Source organism: Malonomonas rubra (assembly GCF_003247215.1).
In the GTDB taxonomy this organism is placed as follows: Bacteria; Desulfobacterota; Desulfuromonadia; order Desulfuromonadales; family Geopsychrobacteraceae; genus Malonomonas; species Malonomonas rubra_A.
Genome location: NZ_QKAP01000083.1, coordinates 23,686 through 47,483 on the forward strand (window position 1 = coordinate 23,686; position 23,798 = coordinate 47,483).

Genomic DNA, 23,798 nt, shown 5'->3' on the forward strand with positions numbered 1-23,798 from the left:
AACCCGGTATCAGAAACTTGCAACCTTCATCTTCAATATCAGTGTAAAAATCAATAACAATAGTGCAAACAACAGAATCGGCGACCCGAGCAGACCGAGGGTTGTCGGCGACAGGCGCCAGCGTTCACTTTTCAGAGGAATCGATTCAACCTCGGAGGCATACGACTGGGGAAACAGCTCACTTCGTTCCAGCGACGGGATGCCGAGCGAACTTCCAGTCAATAGCTTCAGGTTGGACGTCTTCAGTTGCTCCAGCAGGAACTCATCCCCCTCTTGGCAGTAACGACCCTTAAACCCCATGGCCAAACAAAGAAAATAAACTTCACGGACATCCTGCTGCTGCAACCCAAGACTGTTCAACCGGGTGTAGAATTCCTCACCAGCATCAGCGGTCTGATAATAAAATCGTTGCAGGGTTTCCTGTTGCCAGCGCCCCTTCTCTGGCCAATTGGAACTGAGGATGGCCTCATCGATCCAAGCGCAAATGGCGAACCGGGCCTGATTATAATCATCCTGGCTGACTTGATTGTTCCTGACGTACTGTTCGCTTTCAGTCAACAACCTGCGAACCTCCGAGCTGAACTGATCGAAGCCGATCTGGCGACCTGCATCAGCAATCAGAAAATACGAAACGTAAGCAACCGTTTCAGAAAAACAATCTGTCATTCGCATGGTTAATTTCTCCCGACAACCATCAATTCGACTTTCAAATCTTCTGGTGCTTTATCCCAATAAAGCGCAAGGTTTTTCAACTGCTGAACATTGGCCCAGGGCTCACTGTGATGATCAATCTGGAAATAGAGACAATTTGCCCTGCGTGGCAATTCCTGTGGCGGAATGGTCAGATGTTCCAGCCCGACGCCAGGCAGCGCACGAGCAATAAATAGAGGTAAGGATTCGCGAGTGGCCAGTTTGGCGATTCCCAGTAAAGCCTCGATGATCTGCTGGGGATCTTCATCACTTTCGATAACCAGGTAATAACGGTTACGACCATCGAAAATTGCCGGCTGCAGTTCGGAGGCAAAGTAAGTTCCGTCGTAAAGCAGGTTGATAACGTACTCGGGACCGGCGGTTATTTCATCAAGCAGTCTAGTGACCGTCGACTGCAATTCCCGATAGCTTTGCGACAAGTTCGAATGATCATACTCGTTTAGCAACAATCCACCATCTGCCAACTTACCCATCACGCTGACTTCGCCGGAAAATGTTGACAACTCGCCGATCAATTGTCTGGCCGCAGTGTACAGTTGCCAGGGATGGGTGTGTTGAGCAGTCAATAAGGAATGCAGCAAGGGGATATACCGATTAAGGGTTCGCAGGGCCAAAAGATAAACCATGTCCCTGGCACCGAATTCTGCCGTGTGGATCCCACGTTGCCGCTTATAGGCTTCGAGTTGACGACCGCGGCTGGCAATCTGGTCGGAGACATCTCTGGCAAGTGTCAATAACTGCTGAGAGGTCTGCAGTGTAACCATGGGCGGGATAAAGTTTTCAGACAGGATGATTTCATCCGCTTGCACCTCCAGTTGGGCAAGTTCGATAAGCTGATAATTAGTGGCCTGCTCTTTCTCAGAGCCGAAGAAGAGCTTCAACAAAAAGCTGAGTTTTTTTACTTGCCCGTCCGGGCCTTGCTGATAAAGATCTACCACCTCATCGGCATCAAAAGAGGCAACAAATCTTGTGTTCAAATCGGCAAGATCTGATTCGTCGTTATACTCCCCGACATTCCCCCCTTCGCTATTAAACCTGCGTAAACCGATGAAAACGGGCAGAGGTTCTTCTTTATTGGGCCAACAATCCTCGAAGGAGCGACTACGCATCACGGCATTGTCATGAATCGCAGCATAACTGTTGTCCTGAAAAAGAAATTCTCCGTGCTGAATCTCGAAGACAAAGTTGCTTAGGGCTGCCTCAGCTACTTGCAACCTGACAACCCCCCAAAAATAAGGACCGATAAAACGATAGAGCGGCGCAATCAGAGACTGATGATAAAGGTCAGTCAGCTGCAAATGCTGAGGCTGGAGGAAAAGACCTTGATGCCAGAAAATCGGTTTTTCGATGCCCATTCTGAGCCCCCTACTAACCGTCCACTATTCTGAAATCTGCTGAGACCCTAATACCAAACGCTGATCAAAAAGTCGTAACGTATCAATTTTGGAGAAAAAACTCCTTTTGGTCGGTATTTCATAAAGTCTGATAATGTCCTCTTTTCGCAGGTTGTAGTAGCCTGCGACGATGCCGACAAACCTGGTGCCCTCAGCTCGGTCAAAGGTTAGATTTTGATGCTTGCCGGGATGAACAAACTCCTGCTGTGCAACCTTAACCGATGAGTCATACCGTTTGCAGTCGAGCAAATCGTACAGTCCATTCATGTCATGAGTTAACTGCTTGAAACTATTTGGGTCGCTCAACTGATAAATACAGAGTTTCAAGCTGTGTGGTATCCCTTGGTGAAAGTTAAGTTGCTGGTCGGCCGATATTTCCAGGCGGATACAATCTTCACAAAAAGTTGCCGCGACCACAGGTGCAACCGCGGAACCGGAGCACGCGGAGAGCAAAGCCAATAACCCGACAAGACTGATCAATTTCGCTACAGATGTCATGATTTCCTCATTTTTCTGCATAAATTTGCTGGCAGTGTTTTTCAAATTCTCGCAATAACGCTTCTTTGAGCAACCCGGTCCTGTGCCAGTTGTCTAGCGTACGATATTTCTCTTCGTAGATTTTGTACATTTCCGCTTTTTGAAAGGGGCCTATTTTCATGCCGCCATTCAGGGAGGCTTCTATCTTCCGGGGGTCAAGTTCTCTTAACATCTCTTCCATTTTTGTCATCGCTGCATCGGTAAAAGCCCGATGCATGATCGAAAAAGCTTCTTTAATCTGCGCCAGATAGCTTTGCAGGGAAATCGATTCTGTTGCTTCATCAACATTGGACCTGATAACCAGCCGGATAGTTTCGCTGCCACCGACCTGCCCCATAAAAGTTGTGTTGATGCCCAGGATCAATTCGTTAAGGGTGTCGAAAATCAGGTTCAAGGATTCCGCAAGACGTTCCGGCAATTCGTCTGCTGAGCACTCAATTTCTTCGACTTGCTTCCCCAACAACAGCGGCACAAGCTTCTCGAAAACCTGCTTATCTAGCTGGGGGCCAGACTGCTGAACGGGTTTATCTATAGAGAATTGCGAAGCCAGTTTTTGTAAAAAAACAATTTTCACGTCCAACGGTTCATCAACCAAACAACGCTGCAAATAATCTTCGATCGCAGTCGAGGGGTCTCCCTGCGCCTCCCGATAGAGACGCATTACTTCCGAACTAATTTTCTTTTCTTCTAACGAGCTAATCATGTCGCCTCGGTTTCATCTTCTGCTCAAATTCAGCCGGGTTCAGAATAATCGTCTCATCCAAGTGGTCATCATTGCTTGGCTCTGGAGTCACAGGCGGTTGCATTTCTACTTCTGCGTTCTCAGGGTTTTGTTCAACAGCAATGATAACGGTTTTATCGATGTCTTCGTTTTTGGCATCATTGGTAAGATCGACCTCAGGTTCGGCAACGTGCAGAATGACTGTTTTATCCAGTTCTTCAACCGTCTTCGTTGGCGCAATGGGCGGCCCCTCAAGCTCAGGATGCGGTTCTTCATAGGGTTCAGAAACGGATTCCGCGTCCACCCGTTGCCACCGTTCCTTGATTTCACCGATAATTGTTCCGAGCGACCTTAAATCACCCACCTCCTTACTGGTTGCCACTTCTGCAGTCGCTTCTGTGAAAAGCGCATCTTTAACTTCAGCAGTCAATTTCTGCAACGCCTCGGTAAAAATACCTGGCTGACAGCCCCTTTGCTGATTCTGGCTAGTTCGGAACAAATCCCATCCTAACTGCAGAGCACGTGTCCAGAAGAACAAACCGGATTCTGATCTATATTCCTGCGGTTTCCAGAAAATGTTTTCTGCAGCCAACAGTGGATTGCTTGAACTCTCAGGCAATTCTTCCTCATCTAAACGGGAAGTCATGGATATGAGAAATAAACGGATATCCGCTATTGATTGTCGTGAGTTCGCCAAGAGGGTCGCAAACCAGATTAAAATGTATGAATGCAGCCTGCGAGTGGCAGGTAAAAAAGATTCATTCCTGTTGGTGACCAAAACCCCCCCGCCAAGCGGCTTGACAGTAAAATTCCAAAAGTTGGGCAAATGATTGTTCACTATTGGAAAATCGATCCAGAACTGATCGAGAGAAATTTCCAGATCAGAATAGTTTTTAAGCACTTCCTCAGATAAAGCAAAATGCGCCAGTTGCGAAAGGTAGGTCAATTTCAGAAAGAGGATCTCCAAAAACCACTTGTCCCGGCCTGAAAATAAAAAGTTATTTTTTATCTGTTCACTGAATGCAACGTCTAAAAACCTGCCGTCATTTCCCGCTGCTTGTAATTCTGCTGGCGAGGCCCCTGATACCAGCGCAATAAAATCGAATGAGGTTAACGACGAGGCACTAAAGGCAACCATATAACTGTTATAGAAGGAAAAAGGAGAAATCCGTGAGACAGACAACCCCTGCTCGCCATAGCACTCTTCTTTGCAATTACAGGTACAGCAGGGCAAAGAGCTGGCTGTTGATGCCTTAGCCTGTCTGCCAAAATCACGGATCAAGACGAACCGGTCAAAAACAAAAGGAGCATCGTCATCTTCACGTTGATAAACGTAATAACTATCAGAATCACAGGCAGAGCAATACAGATAGCGCCTTAGCGTAGAGGAATAAGGATGCACTCCTGCTTCCGCTAATGGTTCATCCTGATAATATTGGTCGAGAAGCGCACCACATTCTGGGCAGATGGGATGGAAATAGAGCTGTTTAAATTGACAATAAAATAGTGCTCGAAAAGGTGCTGGAGCACAAGCGTCTGGGCTAGAGGAAATCAGCTCGACACATGTCCCTTGCGAGCGACTACAAGATATATTGTCCTGCCAAAAACCATCGATGACAGAGTTGGAAATGGTTTCAAGAATGTTTTTGGTATATGAATAATCGTCTTTTTGCTGAATCAGGAACAGTTCTTTCAACGAAAAGCCAGATACGGTAGATAAATCGACTTTCAGTATTCGGAAAAAAGGATTGATGTCCGACAGAACCCGACAAACGCCTTGCCCCGATGTGAGTAAGTTATTTTTTACAGGGTGAGAATAGATATCCAGAAAGACATTATTCTCCCTTTTAAGCCAGGGAAGTAGTGAGATGGGAGAAATACTGTTATTCACGCAAAATCCTCTCAGGCACCTGAAGTAGCAATAATAGAGGAAAGCTTAAACAGATCTTAAAGTTTAAATATTCATCCCGCCCAAAAAGATAATTCAATAAAAAATTAGCCGTCGCAAATGTTAATTGAAGAGCTTGATCTATAGTAAAATGCTACTAAAAAGCTAATCGCTGTCAAGATAACCGAGGCATCAAGGATATTTTTGTCGCTAACGTCGATGGGCTCAAGGGCTTTACTGAAGCGATCGAGGCCGTCTTTCCGGGTATGCAAGCTCAGCTCTGCATTGTTCACATGGTTCGGCATAGCCTTAACTATGTTGCGATCAGCACTGAATCAGTTTTCGGTAATCTTTGAAGAGCGGATGCTGCTGCTCTGCCCAGCGGTGCATTTACACAATCTGTTTCACAAACCCCTTTCCATTAAATGCACCGAGCAAAGCTATGACGTCTAATTGACAAATTGATATTTAAAGAGTCTTTTAACCCCATCCGCAAGTGACGCACTGATTTCAAAATTGTACTTTCCTTTGCGGTCAAGATTTATATCGGCACCGAAACTTCCATCCATAGCCAATAGCGAAACCGTTTTAGCGATTGTCCCATCAGGCCTCATGACTGTTATTTCTACTTTACCGTTCTCTAGAAACTTCCCGGATGAAATTTCCTTAAAAGTAACCATAATGTGATGGGTCTTTTGTAGCCCGTACTTGGCCATCAATTTTCGCACATCGTTCAAATAAGCGACGCTTTTAACCCCTGCAACTTCATTCGCTCCTAGCATATACTTGTCTCCAGCAGGCGACATCCCGGGCAGGTCAGAAAGTTCTTTCGGCTGCCATTGTTGCAATTTGTCTCCGGGGAAGCCCAGAACTGGAACCGCTATTAATATTAATAGCAAAAGAAAATATGTTGATTTCATGGCCAACTCCTAAATCTGGCCATAGCTTAGCCATCCCTCATCGGTCTTTTATAGTTACTGGAAAAGATCTTCGAGATTTTTAACGCCACCGCCTGAGCGAGCCTTGTCAAGCTGCTCTTTGGTTAACACTTTGCGTGCAGCGTTGAACGCTTGTAGGTGACGGACTTGAATATCGGCTTCCAGTTTTTGAGCTTTGCGCACTAAGTCTTCAGCGTCTTTCAGTGACCAATCGTCACTTGCCAGCAACTCAGCCAACTCCAGGCGGACAATTTTTACTTCTGCAGCGGTGCGGATATTTTCTTTACGACAATCTGAATGGATCGTTTTGAGCTCAGCAATTTGTTTTTCTGAGAGTTCTAGTTCCTTAGCTTGACCGAGGAAAAACAAATGTTCTTTCCGACAATCCATCATGTTCGGACCCATCATGTTCGGACCCATCATGTTCGGACCCATCATGTTCGGACCCATCATGTTCGGACCCATCATGTTCGGACCCATCATGTTCGGACCCATCATACATGAAGGTGATGATGACTCTCCTCCTTTATGGTGAGCCTCGTGCATTGAGGCAGAAAAGCTTATGCTAGCAATAAGCACTAAAAAAGAATTCATCAGAAGCATCATTATAGCTTTTTTCATATGTTCTCCTTTAGGCGACATTAAGTGTTTAACCAATATCATATCATCTTATAATCAAAGCTCATGCCAGAATAAAAAACTATTCATGTCAGTGCGTTACAGATAGCACTGGGGAAAAGAGTAAAGAATTTGAAGAATATTCTCCATCGAGTTTGAATTTTCTATAGGCTCTAGACTATCAGAGCTTTTCTGCTAGTCTGGAGCCTTCTATATTTTCCATAAATGAGTAAAACCGAACTTTTGCCTGATGATATTATTTATTTTTGGTGATTTTCTGAAGGCTTGCTAGGTTTGATGGCCAAACAGATTCTTTTATATATTAAAACTACAAAGGTTAAAATAGATCTTGCGAATCCATAAACGTGTTGAAAGACCGGAGCTAACTGAATGGTATCCTGGATATGAGCCAGTGCATGGGTCTTTTCAGCTATCTGAATGGGTGTTTGGACAAGCACTAAATCGGAATAGAAATTTAGTTTAAGGGGAGCTATTCTTCAGCGAGCCGGACCGTTGCATCCAGCAGTAATTTTGCCCCTATACAAATATCTTCCATGCGGCTGTATTCTTTTATATTGTGACTTACCCCGCCTACGCTGGGAACGAAAATCATCCCCACATCTGTAATGCTTGCCATATTCATAGCGTCATGCCCGGCGCCACTCGGCATTTTAATAAACGACATGTTGTTTTGCTTAGCAACCGTTTCGAGCGATGTCATGATACGTTTTGAAAGCTCGACTGGAGTGTCATCACACAATTTTTTCCAAGAAATGTCCAAACCTCTTTTGGCAGCGATTTGGGTCATCAGCTCTGTAACAGCCTTTACCGCCTTATTTTTGTCACTACAACTTATGTCACGGATATCGATTCCCAGTTCTACCCTGCCGGGAACAACGTTCATCACCCCTGGGGAGACTTTTAGATAACCGACAGTTGCAACGGTATCCTTGCCAGCCGCCTCCGTCGCTATATTTTCTACGCCAAGAACCAATTCGCTAGCACCCACCAATGCATCCTTACGCATTGCCATCGGAGTATTGCCAGAATGGTCAGATCGACCTGAAATCACAACGTTAAAGCGTGTCGGTGCGGCAATCGAGGAGACCAAACCGATGGGACATTCCTTCTCTTCCAAGACCGGGCCTTGCTCTATGTGTAGCTCAAGGAATGCATGAACATTTTCTCGCGACAATGATGAATACTGGATATTTTCAGGGTGGTAGCCACTTTCTCTCAGTGTGTCATAGAGCGTGAACCCATCGCTGTCGGTCAATGATTTCAAAGTCTTTAAATCAAGCTTTCCTGTGAGAGCCTTACTGCCAATGGTGGCAACTCCAAAGCGGCTCGATTCTTCGGCAGAGAAGTTGACCACCTCAATCGGCCTTTTGGTAACCTGTTCGCGATCATTGAGAACCCTGATAATTTCAAGCGCAGCGAGAATGCCGACCGAGCCATCATAATTGCCGCCTTCGGGGACGGTATCCAGATGTGAACCGAGCATAACCGGTGGCAGATCCTCTTGTCCCGGCCGCTGACCACGAATATTCCCAACCGCGTCAACCACGACCTGCAGCCCGGCATCCTCCATTTTTTCCTGTAACCAACCACGTGCAGCCAAGTCTTCAAGGGAATAAGCAACCCGGGTAAACCCGCCATTTTCGAGCGATCCGAATTGGGCGAGTTCAGCAAAGTCCTTTTCTAAACGATCACGACGACAGCAGAAATACATGATTATACAACTCGAATGATAAATTCAGGACAAGCAGCAGCGCAGTAACCACAGAGGATACAGGCTTCTTTTATAATTTTAGCCTTACCATTTTCAAGAAAGATCCCATGATTAGTGCACGCCGGTATGCAGGCACCGCATCCCTTGCAAAATTGTTCCATAATCTGGATCTGGCGTTCCCTTTTTTCTAATTGCTCCCAAACTGTTGCTTCAGCTTCACCCGTGGTCAAAAGCTTGTAGTTGCCTTCTATCTCCTCTTTTGACAACATACCGATCGCTAAAGCGTGCATTCCAGGCAGGTTGAGCACAAAACGGAAACATTCACGCGCCTCTTTAATCAGGTTGCCACCAGCCAACGCCTTCATCCCATAGATGCCTTTGTCGCATTTTGCCGCGTAGGCAATCGCTTCAGCCATCTCAGCGGGTGTTCCATCGAGAATTCCCATCCCGTCACGATTGATCAGCGGATGGATTACATCGATGTCCGGATGTTCTGCCGCTTGTTTGACCGCACAAATATAATGGGTCGACAAACCGAGGTAATCGACCAAACCTTCCCGCTGCATGGATTTCATTTCCGCCAGTACTTCAGCCCGGTCGATAAAGGGGTTGACTAGGCGCGCTCCATGAATATGCAACACATCAAGTTTCTGCACATTCATCTCATTTAGGGCGCGCTCAACATGCCTACGCGCATCAACGGCTGTCGCAGCATGGGTTTTACTGATGATGTGAGGCTGTTGTGAAACTCCTTTTAGTCCTTCGCGAATATGTCGATAGGTGCCGTATAGTTCTGCAGTGTCGATAACATTGACACCAAGTTTAATCGCATGCCGGATTAGCTCCCCCCCTTCTTCCGGAGCAACATTTGCTTGCAGAGGCCCTAACGGAAGAGAGCCGTAAACCAGCCTCGAAATCTTTAGATTTGTTCTTCCGAATCGATACCGTTTTTGTTGCACCATTAATCATTCCTTTTTTGAGGTTGCCGACAAAATACCTGCCTAGACAAAAGCCAGCAACAAAAAAGGCCGTGACTTTGGGAGCGCCTTAAAATCAGTGCTTTTGTTACGAAATGATTATTTTTCCAGGTACAGAGACAAAACTTTTCTCCGTCCTTGAGCATATCACATGAATAAGCTTCTTCAGCTTCTGTTAACGTTCGGATTTGATTCAGGTCGATAATACCACCAAGGTGCAAATCACGGGTAACTGTTTCCAAGTTCCAACTGGATAGCTTACTGTGCGCATGAATCAAAATAGTGGCATATCATCGCATATGTCCTCATATAAAAAAGCTATCATATTAGGGAGAACTGACATGAATCTGAATAGAACAAAAAAAGCCGATTTCCTAAGGAAATCGGCTTCAGCGTTGATGGTCGGGGCGAGAGGATTTGAACCTCCGACCCCGTGCACCCCATGCACGTGCGCTACCAGGCTGCGCTACGCCCCGTCAACTCAACGCGTGGCGGATTATGTTGTATTTACAGTTATCTGTCAAGCTAGTTCTTGCGATTATCGAAAACCCGACAGGCCTTTCCCTCGTGCCTGGTAATGCTGGAGGGCTCAACTAATTTTACTTTTACACTAAGGCCTAATGCGGAATGTATTTTCTTCTCTGCTTCGGTAACAAAAGCACGCTGCTGTTTCATCTCATCGAAGAAAATCTTCTCGTTAACCTCGACCTGCACCTCCAGTTTGTCCTGGTTATTTTCCCGCTCAACAACCAATTGATAATGTGGCTGACAGCCTTCGATCTGGAACAAAACTTCTTCGATCTGGGTTGGAAAAACATTGACCCCTTTGATGATCAGCATATCATCGCTGCGGCCACGCGTCTTTTCCATGCGGGCAAAGGTCCGTCCACAATCACAGGTTTCGTAATGCAAGCGTGTTATGTCACGGGTACGATAGCGAATCATCGGAAAAGCCTGTTTTGTCAAGCTAGTCAAGACCAGTTCACCGACAGATCCTTCCGGCAAAACTTCACAGGTGTCAGGATCAATAATTTCAGCAATGAATTGATCCTCAGCCAAATGCATACCGGCTTTGCAGAGGCATTCCCCAGCCACACCCGGCCCCATGACTTCCGACAGACCGTAATTATCAGTAGCAATGACACCAAGACGATTTTCGATCTCAACGCGCATCTGCTCACTCCAGGGCTCCGCCCCGAACAGGCCGACCCGTAACGCCAGGGATTCCGGAGCTATTCCCTGTTTTTCCATCCGATCAGCGATTGTTAGAGCATAGGAGGGAGTACACACCAATACAGAGGAACGATAATCCTGCATGATCATCAATTGTTTGTCGGTATTGCCTCCAGAGATCGGGATAACCGACGCTCCAATCGCTTCCGAGCCATAGTGCAAACCGAATGCACCGGTAAAAAGCCCATAACCAAAGGCAATATGAATAATGTCTTCGTTGGTCACACCTGCGGCTGTCATGAAACGAGCTACAAGCTCAGTCCAACTGGCCAGATCTGCTTTGGTATAACCGACCACAGTCGGCTTGCCGGTCGTACCGGAAGAAGAATGGATGCGCACCACGTCACGCATCGGTACGGCAAACATGCCGTAAGGGTAATTCAGTCGCAAATCTTCCTTGGTGGTAAAGGGAAGATTTGCAAGATCGGATAAGTCTTTCAAATCCCCTGGATTAAACCCAACCTCCTTAAATTTTCCCTGATAACAGGGAACATTTTCGGCAACTCTCATCAAAGTCTGCTGCAGCTGGCCCAGTTGCAGAGTGAGCAGTTCTTCTCGTGGCATGCATTCGGCAACGGGGTTCCAGATGGTGGGTTGTTGTTCCATATTACTTCAACTATCCGATCAATTAAATAGAGCTATCTACTTGTTAAATAGAGGTTAACTTCTTGCCTTCAATAACCCTAATACTATTCTTGGTTAGCACATCAATGGCGGCATCAACGTCGTCAAAGCGGAAAATGATGACCGCGTTATCGCCAGAACGCTCGACAAATGCATACATGTACTCAACGTTGATGTTGTTCTTATCAAGGGTCTGCAGCAACGATGACAGTCCCCCGGGTGAATCGGGAACTTCGACACCGATAACTTCCGTTTTGCTGACCGTGAAATTGTGTTCGCGCAGTACATTAAAAGCCTTATCGGTATCGTTGACAATCAGCCGCAGGATACCGAAGTCGGACGTATCTGCCAGCGACAGTGCACGAATGTTAATCCCTGCATCGCCGAGAACCCCGGAGACCTCAGCCAACCGGCCCGATTTGTTTTCAATAAAAATCGAAATCTGTTCAACTTTCATTGCCAGTCCCCTTTTTTCAGGATGATTTTTTACGGTTATCAATCACACGCACAGCCTTACCTTCGCTGCGTGCGATAGTTTTGGGTTCAACTAGTTTGACCTTACAGGTTACGCCGAGCAGATCCTTGATATCCTTGCGAATCTTGTTCGACATATTCTGCAATTCCTTAATTTCATCAGAGAAGGTCTGCTCATTGACTTCGACCTGAACCTCCAGCGTGTCCAAGTTCCCTTCACGTTCGACGATCAGTTGATAGTGCGGCTCAACCCCCTCGATATTGAACAACACCGACTCGATCTGGCTCGGGAACACGTTGACACCACGAATGATTAGCATGTCGTCGCTACGTCCGGACAGACGCTCTATCCGGGCGTGGGTGCGGCCACAGATACAAGGCTCCTTGATCAGGCGGGTAATGTCGCGGGTCCTATAACGGATCAACGGAATCCCTTCCTTGGTGATCGTGGTGATAACCAGTTCGCCCTTCTCCCCTACCGGCAACACTTCTCCGGTTTCCGGATTGATGATTTCTGGGATAAAATGATCCTCCCAGATATGCAAGCCGTTCTGTGCTTCGATACACTCGATAGCAACGCCGGGTCCAAGGATCTCCGATAACCCGTAGATATCGATCGCTTTGATATTCAGCTTCGCCTCTATTTCCTGACGCATCGTTTCGCTCCAAGGTTCTGCACCGAGGATACCGACCTTCAGCTTCAGTTTTTTGATGTCGATCCCCTCATCCGTCGCTGCTTCAGCAAGAAACAGACTGTAAGACGGGGTGCAGGTCAGAACAGTGGAGCCGAAATCCTGCATAATCATCAGCTGTTTTTTAGTGTTGCCTCCTGACATCGGAATAACCGATGCGCCGACCCGCTCAGCACCGTAGTGAGCTCCGAGTCCGCCGGTGAACAGACCGTAACCGTAAGCGTTGTGGAGAACGTCACCTTTATTCCCCCCAGCAGCAGCAAAAGAACGCGCCATCAGCTCAGTCCAGGTTTCGATGTCGCGACGAGTGTAACCGACGACAGTTGGCTTGCCGGTGGTTCCAGAGGAGGCATGAATCCGAACGATCTGCTCCAAAGGAACAGCAAACAATCCATAAGGATAATTGTCGCGCATATCCTGCTTCAAAGTGAACGGCAAACGCTGCAGATCAGCAAGCGACTTAATGTCTGCCGGAGTGATACCAGCTTTTTTGAACGACTCTTGATAAAAAGGAACCGTCGCGTACACACGCTCTACAGTCTGCTGCAAGCGTTTCAGTTGCAGCGATTCAATTGCTTCTCGCGGCAGAGTCTCAAAATCATCGTTCCAGATCATTTAGTGTCTCCTGAAATTTCAGATACATTTAAGCGGCATTACGGCCGAGCTCGAATGCCTTGAGATTGATATCGAGCAGCTTTGCCGGAACCATCTTCTTCAGTGCATCGATCCAGAGCTGATAATCGACATCAAGCACCTTGGACAGCGCACCGAGCAACACCGTGTTAACCGTTTTTGGATTTCCCGCTTCGAGGGCCAAATCGAGGCCGTTGATCACCTTGGTGTCCGGAAATTGCATGCTGATCTCCTCGGCTAGATTTTCCGGGTAATCCTGCTTGCCGAGCGCAACCGAAGGTGGGGCAATCTTCAGATTATTGACGATCACCTGTCCGTTTTCGCGCAACAAGGGTAGATAACGTTTGGCTTCCAGCAGTTCAAAACTGAACAGGATATCGACCTCTCCTTCCGGAATAATCGGCGAGAAGACCTTCTCACCATAACGCACATGCGAGGTGACACTGCCACCACGCTGTGACATGCCGTGGATCTCGTTCTTCTTTACGTCCTTGCCGGCCATCATCATGACCTCTGAGAGAACTTCACTGGCAAGCAGAGTGCCCTGCCCGCCAACTCCCGCCAGCAGAATATTTTTCACATCACTCATGGTTATTCACACTCCAGAAAAGCATCAAATCCGCAGGTCTGCTGACAGACTTTACAACCAACACAGATAATCTTGTCGATATTCGATTTCTTGTTCTTTTCATCCCAAGCAATTGCCGGGCAACCGAGGCGAAGGCAGGTCTTGCAACCGGTGCACTTATCATGTTCGACATAAAGCGGCATCCGCTTGTCCATGTTGTCGCGCGGCACCAGCATACAGGGACGGTTAGTGATGATCACCGAAGTTTCCGGCCGAGCCATCTCTTCACGGATCGTTTTCCGGGTCAGCTTAATATTATACGGATCGATTATTTTAACGTGCTCGACACCTACGGCACGGCAGAGTTGTTCAATATCCACTTTATAGGTTTCCTGCTCATTGAGCCGATATCCAGAGGTTGGATTCTCCTGGCGGCCGGTCATCGCAGTAATCCGGTTGTCGAGAATGATCACTGTCGAGGCTGATTGATTGTACACCATGTCCATCAAACCGTTGATGCCGGTATGCAGGAACGTCGAGTCGCCGATGACGGCAACCACCTTGCGCTGTTCTTCTTCGGAGAGCACTTTGCTGATCCCGGTAGCGGTACCGATGCTGGCTCCCATGCAGACACAGGTATCCATCGCCGAGAGCGGTGGCAGGAAACCGAGGGTATAACAGCCGATATCACCGGTCACATAAGCTTTGGCACGATTCAGCTCCATGAAAACCCCGCGATGAGGACAGCCGGGACACATGTTCGGTGGCCGGGGTGGCAATTCCGGGGAGTTATCCTCGGTGGGAGCCGTTTTGTCGAACAGTGCTTTCTGCAAACGTCCCGGAGTCAATTCTCCGCAAATCGAAATCTTCTCCTTGCCGATCACCTTGATCCCCATCGCCCGAACCTGCTCTTCGATGAATGGATCGAGTTCTTCCACAACATAGAGGGTCTCATAGCCAGCCGCGAAATCACGAATCAACTGCTTCGGCAACGGATAAACCAGACCGATCTTCAAAACATCTGCTTCCGGCATCACTTCCTTGACATACTGGTATGAGACACCTGAAGTGATAACCCCGACCTTGCCATCCCCTTTTTCAACCCGGTTGAACCGCTGCTGGCAGGCCCATTCTTCCATCTGCTGCAAACGTTCTTCAACAACGTAATGACGTTTGCGGGCGTTCCCCGGCAACATGACCAGTTTGGCAGCGTTGCGCTCCAATTTCGGTTCGGGCAAATCAGATCTGCGCTCAGCAAGGCCAACGATCGATTTAGAGTGGGAAATTCGCGTGGTGCTGCGCAAGAAAATCGGGGTGTCGAACTGCTCGCTGGCATCAAACGCGAGTTTTGTGAATTCAAGCGCTTCTTGGCTATCTGCCGGTTCGAACATCGGTACCTTGGAGAATTTTGCGTAGTTGCGGCTATCTTGCTCATTCTGGGAGGAATGAAGTTCTGGGTCATCCGCCACGACCAACACAAGGCCGCCACGAACTCCGGTATAGGATAGCGTGAAAAGCGGGTCTGCGGCGACATTGACGCCTACATGCTTCATCGTAACCAGCGAACGTGCGCCACCAAAACAAGCACCGATAGCCACTTCCAAGGCAACTTTCTCGTTCGGTGCCCAAGAGGAGTCAATCTCTTTATATTTGGTTATATTTTCCAGAATTTCGGTACTCGGTGTGCCGGGATATGCTGATGCGACCAACACCCCGGCCTCATACGCACCCCGGGCTATGGCCTCATTGCCAGAGAGGATAACTTTCTGCATAACAATCCTTGTGAATTTAATAACTTGAAATATGAGTATAGCGAGCCCGAATAATAGGCAATTGAGATGGTTCTGTCAATCAGATCAGTTTTGACAGAAATCGAGCAAAATCCCTTCCAGCAAACCGGAATCGGCCACCAGAATAGAGCTCTGTTTAAAGTAACGCCCCAAAGCAATCAGCAGTTGCAAGCCGGGGATAATGACATCCCCCCTACCCGGTTCGAATCCAGGCAATTGTTCCCGTTCAGCAACAGAGATACCACTCAAGGTATCCAGTACATTTTCCAGCCATTCGAACTCTAACCGATGGTTATTGATGCGGTTGCGGTCATATTCGCGCATTTCCAGATCAAGCGCCGCCAGGGAAGTCACAGTGCCGGCAGTCCCAACCAATTGACATGTTTCAAGCAATTCAGCCGAAACCTTGGCACGTAACAGGTCAGAAGCAAATTTCACGACCATGGCTTTCAGATATTCAAGTCTATGCTCTTCGTCCGGCATCTCTTCGCAAAGCTGCACAACCCCAAGCGGATAACTACATGAAAACAAAACCTTTTGCTGATGACAGAAGATAACTTCCGTACTACCCCCGCCTATATCAACAATCATAGAGCTGTCAGGTATTGGTTGCAGGGCCGACAAAACGCCAGCAGAACTTAATCGCGCCTCTTCTTCCCCGTTAATAATTTCCAAATCCAGACGAGTTTTTAACTTGATCAAATTAATCAGATGTTGAGCATTTTCGGCCCTGCGCAAAGCGGCAGTGCCGACAGCACGAACCTGGTCGACTCCCATTTGCTGCAAAATTTCCGCATATTCCGAAAATACAGCCAGAGTTCGCTCCATACTAGCACTAGCCAACCCCTGACCTGGCTGAAAACCGCCAGCAAGGCGGGTGATCTGCTGTCGATAAAGCTCTGGAAAATAATTTACTCCAGTACAGTTGCCGACCAGCATCCTGATGGTGTTGCTACCGACATCTATTGCTGCAATGCGCTTATCTTTCACCAACAATCGCCTCAGAAACTTTGTAGGTATGGTCACCGATCTTTTCGAAATTATGCAACATATCGATAAACAACAAACCAGGCTGAACGGCACATTCACCGGTGTTCAAGCGTGCGATATGCCTCAGACGCATGCTGGTTTCCATCTCGTCGACTTGATCTTCAAATTTAATCGCCATAGCGGCGATTGATGTATCGCCTTGCTCCATCGCTTCAACGACAAAACGTAAAAACTCAATGGTTTTTTCGCCGATAATAGATATTTCATTCTCCCCTATATCGGAAAATATTATTCTTGCGTCGGCCTTTTTCTGCCCTAAGCGCCACAAATTCTCACAGTGATCCCCAATCCGCTCAAGATCGTTAATGATCTGCATCAGTGAACCAATACTTTCAGATGTCTGCGTAGAGATAGAACGCTGCGAAAGCACAGCCAGAAAGTTGGTAATCTCCCTCTGCAGCATATCAACAAGTTCTTCGCGTCGTTCTAGTTCAGAGATTCGTTTGAGGTCGAAATCTTCCAGGAAAAGGGTCGTCTCCTCCAACATCTCGAGTGCGATCAAGGCCATGCGCTGCGCTTCACGACGGGCTTGGCCGATTGCAATTGGTGGTGTATTCAACACCCGATTGTCGATGAATTTGACCTGCATACTATCGCTGATATCTTTACCACGGATGACGATCGTCGCCACTTTGGCAAGCAAACCAGTAAATGGTAGAAAGATAAGAACGTTAATCACATTGAACAATGTATGGGCGTTGGCTACATACCGGGCGATATAAGGCTTGTCTCCGATCGCAGCTGTAAGGCTCTCAGCCTGCGCTTGGGTTTGAACAATAAAATCAGCTTCCCCAGGAGAAAACATTGCCACAAGCTTCAAATAGACCGGCAGTAAAGAAAGGACGATAAATGTGCCGATGACGTTAAACAGAAAATGAACAAATGCAGTGCGGCGCGCCGCAACCGAAGTGCCGATCGAAGCAATGTTTGCCGAGATCGTGGTACCGATATTCTCCCCCAAAACTAGCGCTACACTGGTTTCAAACGAGATCAACCCAGATGTAGCCAGCGCCAGAGTAATTCCGATAGTTGCGGTACTGCTCTGCACGACAATTGTCATCAATGCACCAATCAGCACCGTTAGCAGGTTATTGTTAGAAACCTTAACCAGCAGCTCCTTGAATTCGTAACTCGACTTTAAAGGATCGAATCCGAGTTTCATCGTCGTTAACCCAAGCAACAACAAACCGAACCCAAGGATAATTTCTCCCGTATAAATTTGCCGTTTATGTCGGCTAAAAAGCTTGAAAGCTGCACCGAGGCCAACAGCCGGTAACGCGAATTTACCAATATTGAAAGCAATCAATTGACCGGTAACGGTCGTTCCGATATTGGCACCAAAAATGACCCCAATCGCTTGCAATAGCGACAGCAGACCTGCGTTAACAAAACTGACGGTCATAATTGTGGTTGCGGTTGAGGATTGAATAATTGCGGTCACCGCAATGCCGACTAAAATCCCAACAAACCGGTTATTGGTAAGAATAGAGAATGTTTTGCGGATTTTGTCGGCCGCAAGCTTCTGCAGCCCTTCCGACATAACCTTCATGCCGAATAAAAAAAGTCCCAAACCGCCAAACAGACTGAAGATAAAGTTCTGATTTAATAATGAATCCATAAGTCTCAACCGAACAGCAGACAAAAACAAAGCGATAGATTCATCAACAAATCTACCGCTTTTTTCTTAAGGCACAAAAGATAACTTGTGGGTTATTTTTCCTCAACCAGAAAAGCGAGGAAAATTCAAAAAGATTTCTGCCCCGGCAAAGCGCCGATCTGGTAACGAAGATCAATGCTCTTCATAGTTCGCAACTCCGCCCGGAAATAGATAGCCTCATGAATCGAAGAGGCAGGCAAAATACCATCATTTGGTAGGGCATCAGCCTGAGTACGCAGAGAATCCTCAAAACAATAAAAACCGACATACAGATACGGAATCAGACAGGGGGCAGAATCGGTTAATTTAGCCAGGAGTTACCACGGATCGAGCGATTGATACTGACGACCCTGTTCGTCGGCTAGTAAGAAACCACATAGCCCAGGGTAAGCATAACGTCACGTTGGTTGGTTACTTCCACCCAGAATGAACGATAATTCTAGTCTCCTGGAGAGGGTATCACCATCACTTCCTGTGATTTTGCAAACAGGCACACTTCACCCGCGGCCCGCCCTTCCTGCAGCCCATCCATGTCAATCTGACTATCGGGGTGTGGTTGAGGTGTATTGTGGATAGTGCTGTAGGCGGATAAAGAAAACAGCAGCAAGAATAAAAAGTAACTTATTCATAGGGCGCACTGAATTTATTTCTTGTTACGTTTCAAGCATGCCAGCAACATTGCCCGGTAATCTTTTTGCGAATTTCTGACTCGACAACTGAATATGCGCACTATGTTGAGCGCAAACTTCAATCCTAAAACCGGATCATTTTCTGCCATGGACTCAAAGGTTTTGCGGTTTAGCCCGTACAAAACAGCATCTTCAGCGATCCGAGCAGTGGCAGAACGGGCACCTCCATCCAAAACGGCCATTTCACCAAAAACATCGTCCGGACCAAGAACAATCAATACCTGTTCATCACCTTCGGCCAGCATACGGGAAATCCGGACAGTTCCTTCTTTGATCAGATAAAGGGATTCACCCGGCATATTTTCAATAAAAATCGTTTTCCCCTCAGCGATCTGCTTTACCGTAAATATTTTTTCTAAGCTCTTGATTTCACCTGGACTCATCTGGTTGAACAGGGGGCTATCTTGTAAACCATCAAAACTGACCTGACTCATTTAATAACAAACCTTTCCACTTGAGCGGAATCATTGAAAAGTTTAATAACCGTTGGGGCGACCCTGTAGACAACTACGTCACCCCATCTTTGCTAGCTAAGTTTAGCAGTTGCTGAATATTTTTCGTCAAAACCAGAAAAATAATAAATACGGTCAAGCCTCACAAGGGCACTGACAACATGACGCAGTATGAAAAACTACTGGAATATTTTTTATGGCGATAAAGTGTAAACAACGCTCTGAGATCTAACACATAATGTACAAAGTTACCTTCTTCTTAAGTGCCTTATTTAACCTTCATGTCATATATCAAAGGATGATCGAAAATTCCAAACGCAAAACGTAAAAAAGCCACTCACATTTTAATAAGTGGCTAAAAAACTTTCTGATTTTGGTTTACCTCTCAGTCGTCAACTCGCTCGCGCAATTCTTTGCCTACCTTAAAAAACGGCAGCATCTTTTCCTTAACCTGGATCACTTCACCAGTCTTTGGATTCCGGCCCTTATAAGCCTTATAATCTTTAACCATAAAGCTACCGAAACCGCGTATTTCAATACGATCTTTATCAATCAACGCCTGGGACATTGAATCGAAGATCAGATTAACAATCTGCTCCGCTTTCTTGTAAGTCAAATTCTTTTTAATGGACAGAGCTTCCACCAGTTCAGACTTGTTCATGTTGCCCCCTGGAGGTGTGAAAATTAACTACTAAACTTACGGACATTTATGTTGAATATACAATATCATTTTCACATGTCAACAATAGTGGCAAAAGTTTCAGGCAGTTGCAGGTTTTGTGGCCATTTTTTCAAATAATTGTAAAGGGTGAAAGCGTCCAGATGACCTTTGCATCCTCATCGCCAACGTTGTCCCATCGGTGGGGTAAATGTGATTTAAAGCATAAGCTATCCCCCGACTTAAGGTCATACACCTCATCGACAACCGTGACGCGCAAACGCCCTTCCAGGAGGTAAATCAACTCATCCCCAGGATGATACATATTCTTCCTGCCACTGCTGCCTCCTTTTTGCACCGTGCAAAAAAAAGACATAAACTGAGGGTCGCGCAGACCAGAGGTGAAAGACTCAGTATGCATGTTATGCTCGTCATCATAGACTGTCTTGTCACGTGTTCCCGGCCGAGTATGTACAACTTCGTGCGAGGTGGAGACATCCTCAACAAAATAATTGATACTTTTATCGAAAACCGTCGCTAGACGCATCAGTATTTCTACCGAAGGAATCGTCAAGCCACGTTCGATCCTCGAAATCATATTGGAAGAAACCTGTGATTTTTCAGCCAGGATCTGGATTGTCATATCCTGCTTCAAGCGGATTTCCTTAAGCTTCTTGCCTACAATCTTCTTTACCTGCATCTAATCATCTCCAGTTCAGTCAGCATTCAACATCAGTTAGACGTTTGGTGGTGGAGAAACAACCCAGAGGATCTTAGCCTGTTGGTCGCTGCGATTTCGCCAACTATGGGGGATCGATGCTTTAAAACCGATCGAATCTCCTTTATCAAGAGTGTAGGTTTGTCCCTCAATGACAAATTCCAAACGCCCATCAAGAACCATCGCGAACTCTTCGCCGGTATGTACCATGCCACCCTCCCCGCTGTCGCAATAAGGCTCAAGAGTATCGACAAAAACAGAAAAACCAGGGTCACGAAGGCCCTGGGTTAAACTGCTGATCTGATGTTTATCTTCAAAGAAGAAGATCGGCTCACCTTTGTCAGCCGGGGTATGAACAACCATGCTCCCCTTTTCCGCTTCTTCGACAAAGTAACTGATACTTAACCCGAGTGCATCGGCTAGCTTCATCAGAATTTCTACGGATGGAGTTGTCAAACCCCGTTCAATTCTTGAGATCATATTAGACGAAACTCGCGACATTTCAGCAAGTTCCTGTATGGTTTTATCCCTTTTCAAACGTGACGATTTGAGCTTTCTTCCGATTAATTTTTTCACCATTCCAAAGCACTCCATACAATTTTAAAATCACGTTTTATCATTCCTGTTTTTTTGTGTCAATCCTATATGAGATATAAGAAACATTAAATGGTAGTCCACCTTGGTCTTTATCTATAGCCGCTTGTCAACCAAGAAGATATGCCTGGTTGACAATTGCGAAAAAAAAGGATAATCTTCGGCCTCTGTCGAAATGGAGAGATTAATGAATCATATAACCCAGAATCTCGTTGAACGAATCGCTGTCGGAGGGACTCTCAGCTCATCCGAAGCGCTGCAAATACTCACCGCAAAAGGAGCAGGATTAACTTCTTTTATGGCCGGAGCCCAACTTTTAAAAGAAAGGTTTCTCGGTGATAAAATTGATCTCTGTTCTATTATCAATGCCAAATCTGGACGCTGTTTTGAAAACTGTAGTTTTTGTGCCCAATCTGGGCACTACCAGACAGAAAGCCCGATTTATCCGTTAAAATCTGTTGCAGAAATCGTCCAGGGTGCTCGGCAAGCCGAAAACGACGGGAATCACTGCTATGGTATTGTCACTAGTGGCAGCCGCATAGAACCTGGTGAGGAATTCGAGCAGATCCTCACAGCAATTCGTATGATTAATGCAGAAACAGCGATTTCTCCGTCAGCTTCACTTGGATTTCTCGTTTCGTCATCAGCCAAGGCCCTTGCTGACGCTGGCTGCAAAACTTACCACCACAACCTAGAAACGGCACGTTCGTTTTTCCCGGAAATCTGCACAACGCACAATTACGAAGATGATGTCGAAACGGTCCGTTGCGCCAAACAGGCAGGCATGGAAGTCTGCTGCGGAGGCATATTCGGTCTCGGCGAATCGCTCGAGCAGCGTTTTGAATTGGCTGTTACGCTGCAGGAACTCGACGTTGACTCGGTTCCACTTAATTTCCTCAACCCGGTTGCCGGGACGCCTCTGCAGGATACAGCGCTTCTGACACCGATGGATTGCCTGCGCATTATCTGTCTCTATCGCTATATGCTGCCGAAAAAAAGGATCTCTGTTTGCGGCGGTCGGGAGAAGAACCTTCGTGAATTTCAGTCAGCAATTTTTATGGCTGGAGCCAGTGGAACCATGATCGGCAACTACCTGACCACCACCGGCCGCAATTATGAGGTTGACATGCAAATGATTAAAGATGCAGAGGTCAACATCAATGTCTGCAAATAACAAAGCAAAAGGCTTGTTTATTACCGGTACCGATACCGGTGTCGGGAAAACACTAGTGGCAGCAGCTTTGACCAAGATGCTGGTTGACAAAGGGGTCCAGGTCGGAGTTATGAAACCGGCGGAGACGGGAGTGAACCAACCGGAGCAACTGGGGCTGGACGGCAATCTTTTAAAGTGGGCGGCGCAGAACCAGCAGACCGACGATTCGATCTGCCCATATCGCCTAAGGGCACCACTGGCTCCGTCCGTGGCCGCTTCGAAAGAGCGGATCCGTATCGCCTACAGTCGACTGGTTGAACAGGCTAAAAACACGATCAATGAGTACGATTTCACCATAATCGAAGGAGCAGGCGGCCTGATGGTGCCACTGGCGGGAGGGTTTTTGATGGCCGACTACGCCCGAGCTGTCGGCTTGCCACTGGTGGTAGTCTGTCGTCCCAATCTGGGTACAATCAACCACACGCTGTTGACCCTTTTCTCAGCGCGCAACCTTGACTTGCCGGTTGCCGGTTACCTGATCAACAATATGCCTTCAGAGCAGACAGTAGCCGAAGAAACTGTTGCTCACAGCCTCGCGTCTTTGACGACTGACGAACTGCTTGGTGTGCTGAACCAGGCCACGGGGAATGCACAAGAGAAAGTAACACAGCTGGCCGAACAGATTTCAAGGTTGAAGACCTACTCCCTCCTCGCGCGCCATCTGCCACCGTTTTTTTCCTGCTAACCAAGCTCTTTGCGTTTTTGACCACAAACAGGGCAATAATCCCAACGACTGCGCAACAAGACCCCGCAGCCACAGGTGTTCTGCTTTGCAAGGTTACGATTTTTTGCTTTACTTGAAAACAGGAAAACCACTGCGATAGCGATACCGAGCAGCAACAGTTTGGCCGGTATGCTGAATCTCGTGAGGGTCGCTACAGTACAATACCCGGCATAGTATGACCAGGTATTGTAACCGACGATCACCAATAGCAATAACGATGCTGCCGCGTACATGATTCTGGCTTTTTGTTTTACGTTCATTTGCCCCTCTTCTGTATCGAACCGCAATACGGGCAATGTTTATGACTGATCAGTTTGCCACGATGGCAAGTGGAGCATGCCTCGCGCAACTGAAGCTGGCAATACGGACAAACCATCGCGTCGATATCGATCATGCGCTGGCATGCTGGGCAGCTGATTTCCATAACATCTTCGATTTGTCGCTCCGATTCCAGTTCAGCTTGCAGCAACCAGATCAGAACTGCCAATATGATCAATAACAGTAAAACCATAC

24 protein-coding genes, 1 tRNA gene and 1 pseudogene are annotated in these 23,798 nt (G+C 47.0%); 3 read left to right on the plus strand and 23 right to left on the minus strand.

The annotated features are described in order from the left end of the window. Window positions 1–9: 9 nt before the first annotated feature. From Q7J88_RS08680 to Q7J88_RS08700, 5 genes are read right to left on the minus strand one after another with little or no spacing between them, the layout of a single operon-like run. Complete coding sequence (locus Q7J88_RS08680) at window positions 10–672, minus strand: DotU family type IV/VI secretion system protein (protein ID WP_303721782.1); 663 nt, start codon at window positions 670–672, stop codon at window positions 10–12. A gap of 2 nt (window positions 673–674) precedes the next feature. Continuing rightward, window positions 675–2,066 (minus strand): type VI secretion system baseplate subunit TssK, encoded by a 1,392-nt coding sequence (gene tssK / locus Q7J88_RS08685; protein ID WP_303721783.1) that lies wholly within the window; start codon window positions 2,064–2,066, stop codon window positions 675–677. A gap of 24 nt (window positions 2,067–2,090) precedes the next feature. After that, window positions 2,091–2,603, minus strand: a complete 513-nt coding sequence (gene tssJ, locus Q7J88_RS08690; protein ID WP_303721784.1) for a type VI secretion system lipoprotein TssJ — start codon at window positions 2,601–2,603, stop codon at window positions 2,091–2,093. A 7-nt stretch (window positions 2,604–2,610) separates the two neighbouring features. Further along, complete coding sequence (locus Q7J88_RS08695; RefSeq protein WP_303721785.1) at window positions 2,611–3,345, minus strand: type VI secretion system-associated FHA domain protein; 735 nt, start codon at window positions 3,343–3,345, stop codon at window positions 2,611–2,613. Continuing rightward, window positions 3,338–5,254 carry a hypothetical protein gene (locus Q7J88_RS08700; protein WP_303721787.1) on the minus strand — a complete coding sequence of 639 codons (1,917 nt, stop codon included), beginning with the start codon at window positions 5,252–5,254 and terminating at the stop codon, window positions 3,338–3,340. The genes Q7J88_RS08695 and Q7J88_RS08700 overlap by 8 nt, the downstream gene beginning before the upstream one ends. A 179-nt stretch (window positions 5,255–5,433) precedes the next feature. Here Q7J88_RS08700 and Q7J88_RS08705 point away from each other — a divergent pair. Continuing rightward, window positions 5,434–5,574 (plus strand): annotated as a pseudogene (locus Q7J88_RS08705) (transposase); the annotation flags it as partial. Between the two features lie 126 nt (window positions 5,575–5,700). Here the strand turns inward: Q7J88_RS08705 and Q7J88_RS08710 are convergent. The 16 genes from Q7J88_RS08710 to Q7J88_RS08785 all read right to left on the minus strand — a co-directional run bounded on the left by Q7J88_RS08710 (window position 5,701) and on the right by Q7J88_RS08785 (window position 21,333). Continuing rightward, window positions 5,701–6,171: a hypothetical protein gene (locus Q7J88_RS08710; protein ID WP_303721788.1), complete on the minus strand. Its 471-nt coding sequence runs from the start codon at window positions 6,169–6,171 to the stop codon at window positions 5,701–5,703. A 54-nt stretch (window positions 6,172–6,225) separates the two neighbouring features. Further along, the gene (locus tag Q7J88_RS08715) at window positions 6,226–6,810 is read right to left on the minus strand and encodes a hypothetical protein (RefSeq protein ID WP_303721789.1); all 585 of its coding nucleotides are present in this window, start codon (window positions 6,808–6,810) and stop codon (window positions 6,226–6,228) included. A gap of 487 nt (window positions 6,811–7,297) precedes the next feature. Next, window positions 7,298–8,539 (minus strand): M20 family metallo-hydrolase, encoded by a 1,242-nt coding sequence (locus tag Q7J88_RS08720; protein ID WP_303721790.1) that lies wholly within the window; start codon window positions 8,537–8,539, stop codon window positions 7,298–7,300. Window positions 8,540–8,541: 2 nt separating this feature from the next. Next, window positions 8,542–9,501, minus strand: coding sequence for an aldo/keto reductase (locus Q7J88_RS08725; protein WP_303721791.1), 960 nt, complete (start codon window positions 9,499–9,501; stop codon window positions 8,542–8,544). Between the two features lie 414 nt (window positions 9,502–9,915). Beyond that, a tRNA-Pro gene (locus tag Q7J88_RS08730) sits at window positions 9,916–9,992 on the minus strand. A gap of 49 nt (window positions 9,993–10,041) precedes the next feature. Continuing rightward, window positions 10,042–11,355 (minus strand): phenylacetate--CoA ligase family protein, encoded by a 1,314-nt coding sequence (locus tag Q7J88_RS08735; RefSeq protein ID WP_303721792.1) that lies wholly within the window; start codon window positions 11,353–11,355, stop codon window positions 10,042–10,044. 43 nt (window positions 11,356–11,398) lie between these two features. Further along, a complete protein-coding gene (locus Q7J88_RS08740) occupies window positions 11,399–11,830 on the minus strand; it encodes an ACT domain-containing protein (RefSeq protein WP_303721793.1) in 432 nt (143 codons plus the stop codon). A 16-nt stretch (window positions 11,831–11,846) separates the two neighbouring features. After that, window positions 11,847–13,154, minus strand: a complete 1,308-nt coding sequence (locus tag Q7J88_RS08745; protein WP_303721794.1) for a phenylacetate--CoA ligase family protein — start codon at window positions 13,152–13,154, stop codon at window positions 11,847–11,849. Between the two features lie 28 nt (window positions 13,155–13,182). Next, a complete protein-coding gene (locus Q7J88_RS08750) occupies window positions 13,183–13,761 on the minus strand; it encodes an indolepyruvate oxidoreductase subunit beta (RefSeq protein ID WP_303721795.1) in 579 nt (192 codons plus the stop codon). Window positions 13,762–13,763: 2 nt separating this feature from the next. Next, window positions 13,764–15,512 carry an indolepyruvate ferredoxin oxidoreductase subunit alpha gene (gene iorA / locus Q7J88_RS08755; RefSeq protein WP_303721796.1) on the minus strand — a complete coding sequence of 583 codons (1,749 nt, stop codon included), beginning with the start codon at window positions 15,510–15,512 and terminating at the stop codon, window positions 13,764–13,766. An 84-nt stretch (window positions 15,513–15,596) separates the two neighbouring features. Beyond that, window positions 15,597–16,520: a hypothetical protein gene (locus Q7J88_RS08760; protein ID WP_303721797.1), complete on the minus strand. Its 924-nt coding sequence runs from the start codon at window positions 16,518–16,520 to the stop codon at window positions 15,597–15,599. Beyond that, window positions 16,510–18,198: a Na/Pi cotransporter family protein gene (locus Q7J88_RS08765; RefSeq protein ID WP_303721798.1), complete on the minus strand. Its 1,689-nt coding sequence runs from the start codon at window positions 18,196–18,198 to the stop codon at window positions 16,510–16,512. The genes Q7J88_RS08760 and Q7J88_RS08765 overlap by 11 nt, the downstream gene beginning before the upstream one ends. A gap of 682 nt (window positions 18,199–18,880) precedes the next feature. After that, entirely contained in the window at window positions 18,881–19,360 is a 480-nt protein-coding gene (locus tag Q7J88_RS08770) for a Crp/Fnr family transcriptional regulator (protein ID WP_303721799.1), read from the minus strand. Window positions 19,361–19,763: 403 nt separating this feature from the next. Further along, on the minus strand, window positions 19,764–20,039 hold the full coding sequence (locus Q7J88_RS08775; RefSeq protein ID WP_303721800.1) for an HU family DNA-binding protein: 276 nt from the start codon (window positions 20,037–20,039) through the stop codon (window positions 19,764–19,766). 130 nt (window positions 20,040–20,169) lie between these two features. After that, window positions 20,170–20,736: a helix-turn-helix domain-containing protein gene (locus tag Q7J88_RS08780; protein ID WP_303721801.1), complete on the minus strand. Its 567-nt coding sequence runs from the start codon at window positions 20,734–20,736 to the stop codon at window positions 20,170–20,172. Window positions 20,737–20,772: 36 nt separating this feature from the next. Continuing rightward, entirely contained in the window at window positions 20,773–21,333 is a 561-nt protein-coding gene (locus Q7J88_RS08785; RefSeq protein WP_303721802.1) for a helix-turn-helix domain-containing protein, read from the minus strand. Window positions 21,334–21,535: 202 nt separating this feature from the next. On the opposite strand from Q7J88_RS08785, the gene bioB reads away from it, so the two are divergent. Continuing rightward, entirely contained in the window at window positions 21,536–22,522 is a 987-nt protein-coding gene (bioB, locus tag Q7J88_RS08790) for a biotin synthase BioB (protein WP_303721803.1), read from the plus strand. Next, a complete protein-coding gene (bioD, locus tag Q7J88_RS08795) occupies window positions 22,509–23,246 on the plus strand; it encodes a dethiobiotin synthase (protein ID WP_303721804.1) in 738 nt (245 codons plus the stop codon). Before bioB ends, bioD begins: the two co-directional genes overlap by 14 nt. On the opposite strand, the gene Q7J88_RS08800 is transcribed toward bioD, so the two are convergent. Both Q7J88_RS08800 and Q7J88_RS08805 read right to left on the minus strand, forming a co-directional pair. Further along, a complete protein-coding gene (locus Q7J88_RS08800; RefSeq protein WP_303721805.1) occupies window positions 23,243–23,545 on the minus strand; it encodes a hypothetical protein in 303 nt (100 codons plus the stop codon). The genes bioD and Q7J88_RS08800 overlap by 4 nt on opposite strands. Beyond that, window positions 23,542–23,796 (minus strand): zinc ribbon domain-containing protein, encoded by a 255-nt coding sequence (locus Q7J88_RS08805; RefSeq protein WP_303721806.1) that lies wholly within the window; start codon window positions 23,794–23,796, stop codon window positions 23,542–23,544. The genes Q7J88_RS08800 and Q7J88_RS08805 overlap by 4 nt, the downstream gene beginning before the upstream one ends. Between the last annotated feature and the right edge of the window lie 2 nt (window positions 23,797–23,798).

Excerpts from the sequence above, each read along its gene's own strand:
- Q7J88_RS08680 (WP_303721782.1), bottom strand. The coding sequence starts at position 672 with ATGCGAATGACAGATTGTTTTTCTGAAACGGTTGCTTACGTTTCGTAT.
- tssK (WP_303721783.1), bottom strand. The coding sequence starts at position 2,066 with ATGGGCATCGAAAAACCGATTTTCTGGCATCAAGGTCTTTTCCTCCAG.
- tssJ (WP_303721784.1), bottom strand. The coding sequence starts at position 2,603 with ATGACATCTGTAGCGAAATTGATCAGTCTTGTCGGGTTATTGGCTTTG.
- Q7J88_RS08695 (WP_303721785.1), bottom strand. The coding sequence starts at position 3,345 with ATGATTAGCTCGTTAGAAGAAAAGAAAATTAGTTCGGAAGTAATGCGT.
- Q7J88_RS08710 (WP_303721788.1), bottom strand. The coding sequence starts at position 6,171 with ATGAAATCAACATATTTTCTTTTGCTATTAATATTAATAGCGGTTCCA.
- Q7J88_RS08715 (WP_303721789.1), bottom strand. The coding sequence starts at position 6,810 with ATGAAAAAAGCTATAATGATGCTTCTGATGAATTCTTTTTTAGTGCTT.
- Q7J88_RS08720 (WP_303721790.1), bottom strand. The coding sequence starts at position 8,539 with ATGTATTTCTGCTGTCGTCGTGATCGTTTAGAAAAGGACTTTGCTGAA.
- Q7J88_RS08725 (WP_303721791.1), bottom strand. The coding sequence starts at position 9,501 with ATGGTGCAACAAAAACGGTATCGATTCGGAAGAACAAATCTAAAGATT.
- Q7J88_RS08735 (WP_303721792.1), bottom strand. The coding sequence starts at position 11,355 with ATGGAACAACAACCCACCATCTGGAACCCCGTTGCCGAATGCATGCCA.
- Q7J88_RS08740 (WP_303721793.1), bottom strand. The coding sequence starts at position 11,830 with ATGAAAGTTGAACAGATTTCGATTTTTATTGAAAACAAATCGGGCCGG.
- Q7J88_RS08745 (WP_303721794.1), bottom strand. The coding sequence starts at position 13,154 with ATGATCTGGAACGATGATTTTGAGACTCTGCCGCGAGAAGCAATTGAA.
- Q7J88_RS08750 (WP_303721795.1), bottom strand. The coding sequence starts at position 13,761 with ATGAGTGATGTGAAAAATATTCTGCTGGCGGGAGTTGGCGGGCAGGGC.
- iorA (WP_303721796.1), bottom strand. The coding sequence starts at position 15,512 with ATGCAGAAAGTTATCCTCTCTGGCAATGAGGCCATAGCCCGGGGTGCG.
- Q7J88_RS08765 (WP_303721798.1), bottom strand. The coding sequence starts at position 18,198 with ATGGATTCATTATTAAATCAGAACTTTATCTTCAGTCTGTTTGGCGGT.
- Q7J88_RS08770 (WP_303721799.1), bottom strand. The coding sequence starts at position 19,360 with ATGAGTCAGGTCAGTTTTGATGGTTTACAAGATAGCCCCCTGTTCAAC.
- Q7J88_RS08775 (WP_303721800.1), bottom strand. The coding sequence starts at position 20,039 with ATGAACAAGTCTGAACTGGTGGAAGCTCTGTCCATTAAAAAGAATTTG.
- Q7J88_RS08780 (WP_303721801.1), bottom strand. The coding sequence starts at position 20,736 with ATGCAGGTAAAGAAGATTGTAGGCAAGAAGCTTAAGGAAATCCGCTTG.
- Q7J88_RS08785 (WP_303721802.1), bottom strand. The coding sequence starts at position 21,333 with ATGGTGAAAAAATTAATCGGAAGAAAGCTCAAATCGTCACGTTTGAAA.
- bioB (WP_303721803.1), top strand. The coding sequence starts at position 21,536 with ATGAATCATATAACCCAGAATCTCGTTGAACGAATCGCTGTCGGAGGG.
- bioD (WP_303721804.1), top strand. The coding sequence starts at position 22,509 with ATGTCTGCAAATAACAAAGCAAAAGGCTTGTTTATTACCGGTACCGAT.
- Q7J88_RS08800 (WP_303721805.1), bottom strand. The coding sequence starts at position 23,545 with ATGAACGTAAAACAAAAAGCCAGAATCATGTACGCGGCAGCATCGTTA.
- Q7J88_RS08805 (WP_303721806.1), bottom strand. The coding sequence starts at position 23,796 with ATGGTTTTACTGTTATTGATCATATTGGCAGTTCTGATCTGGTTGCTG.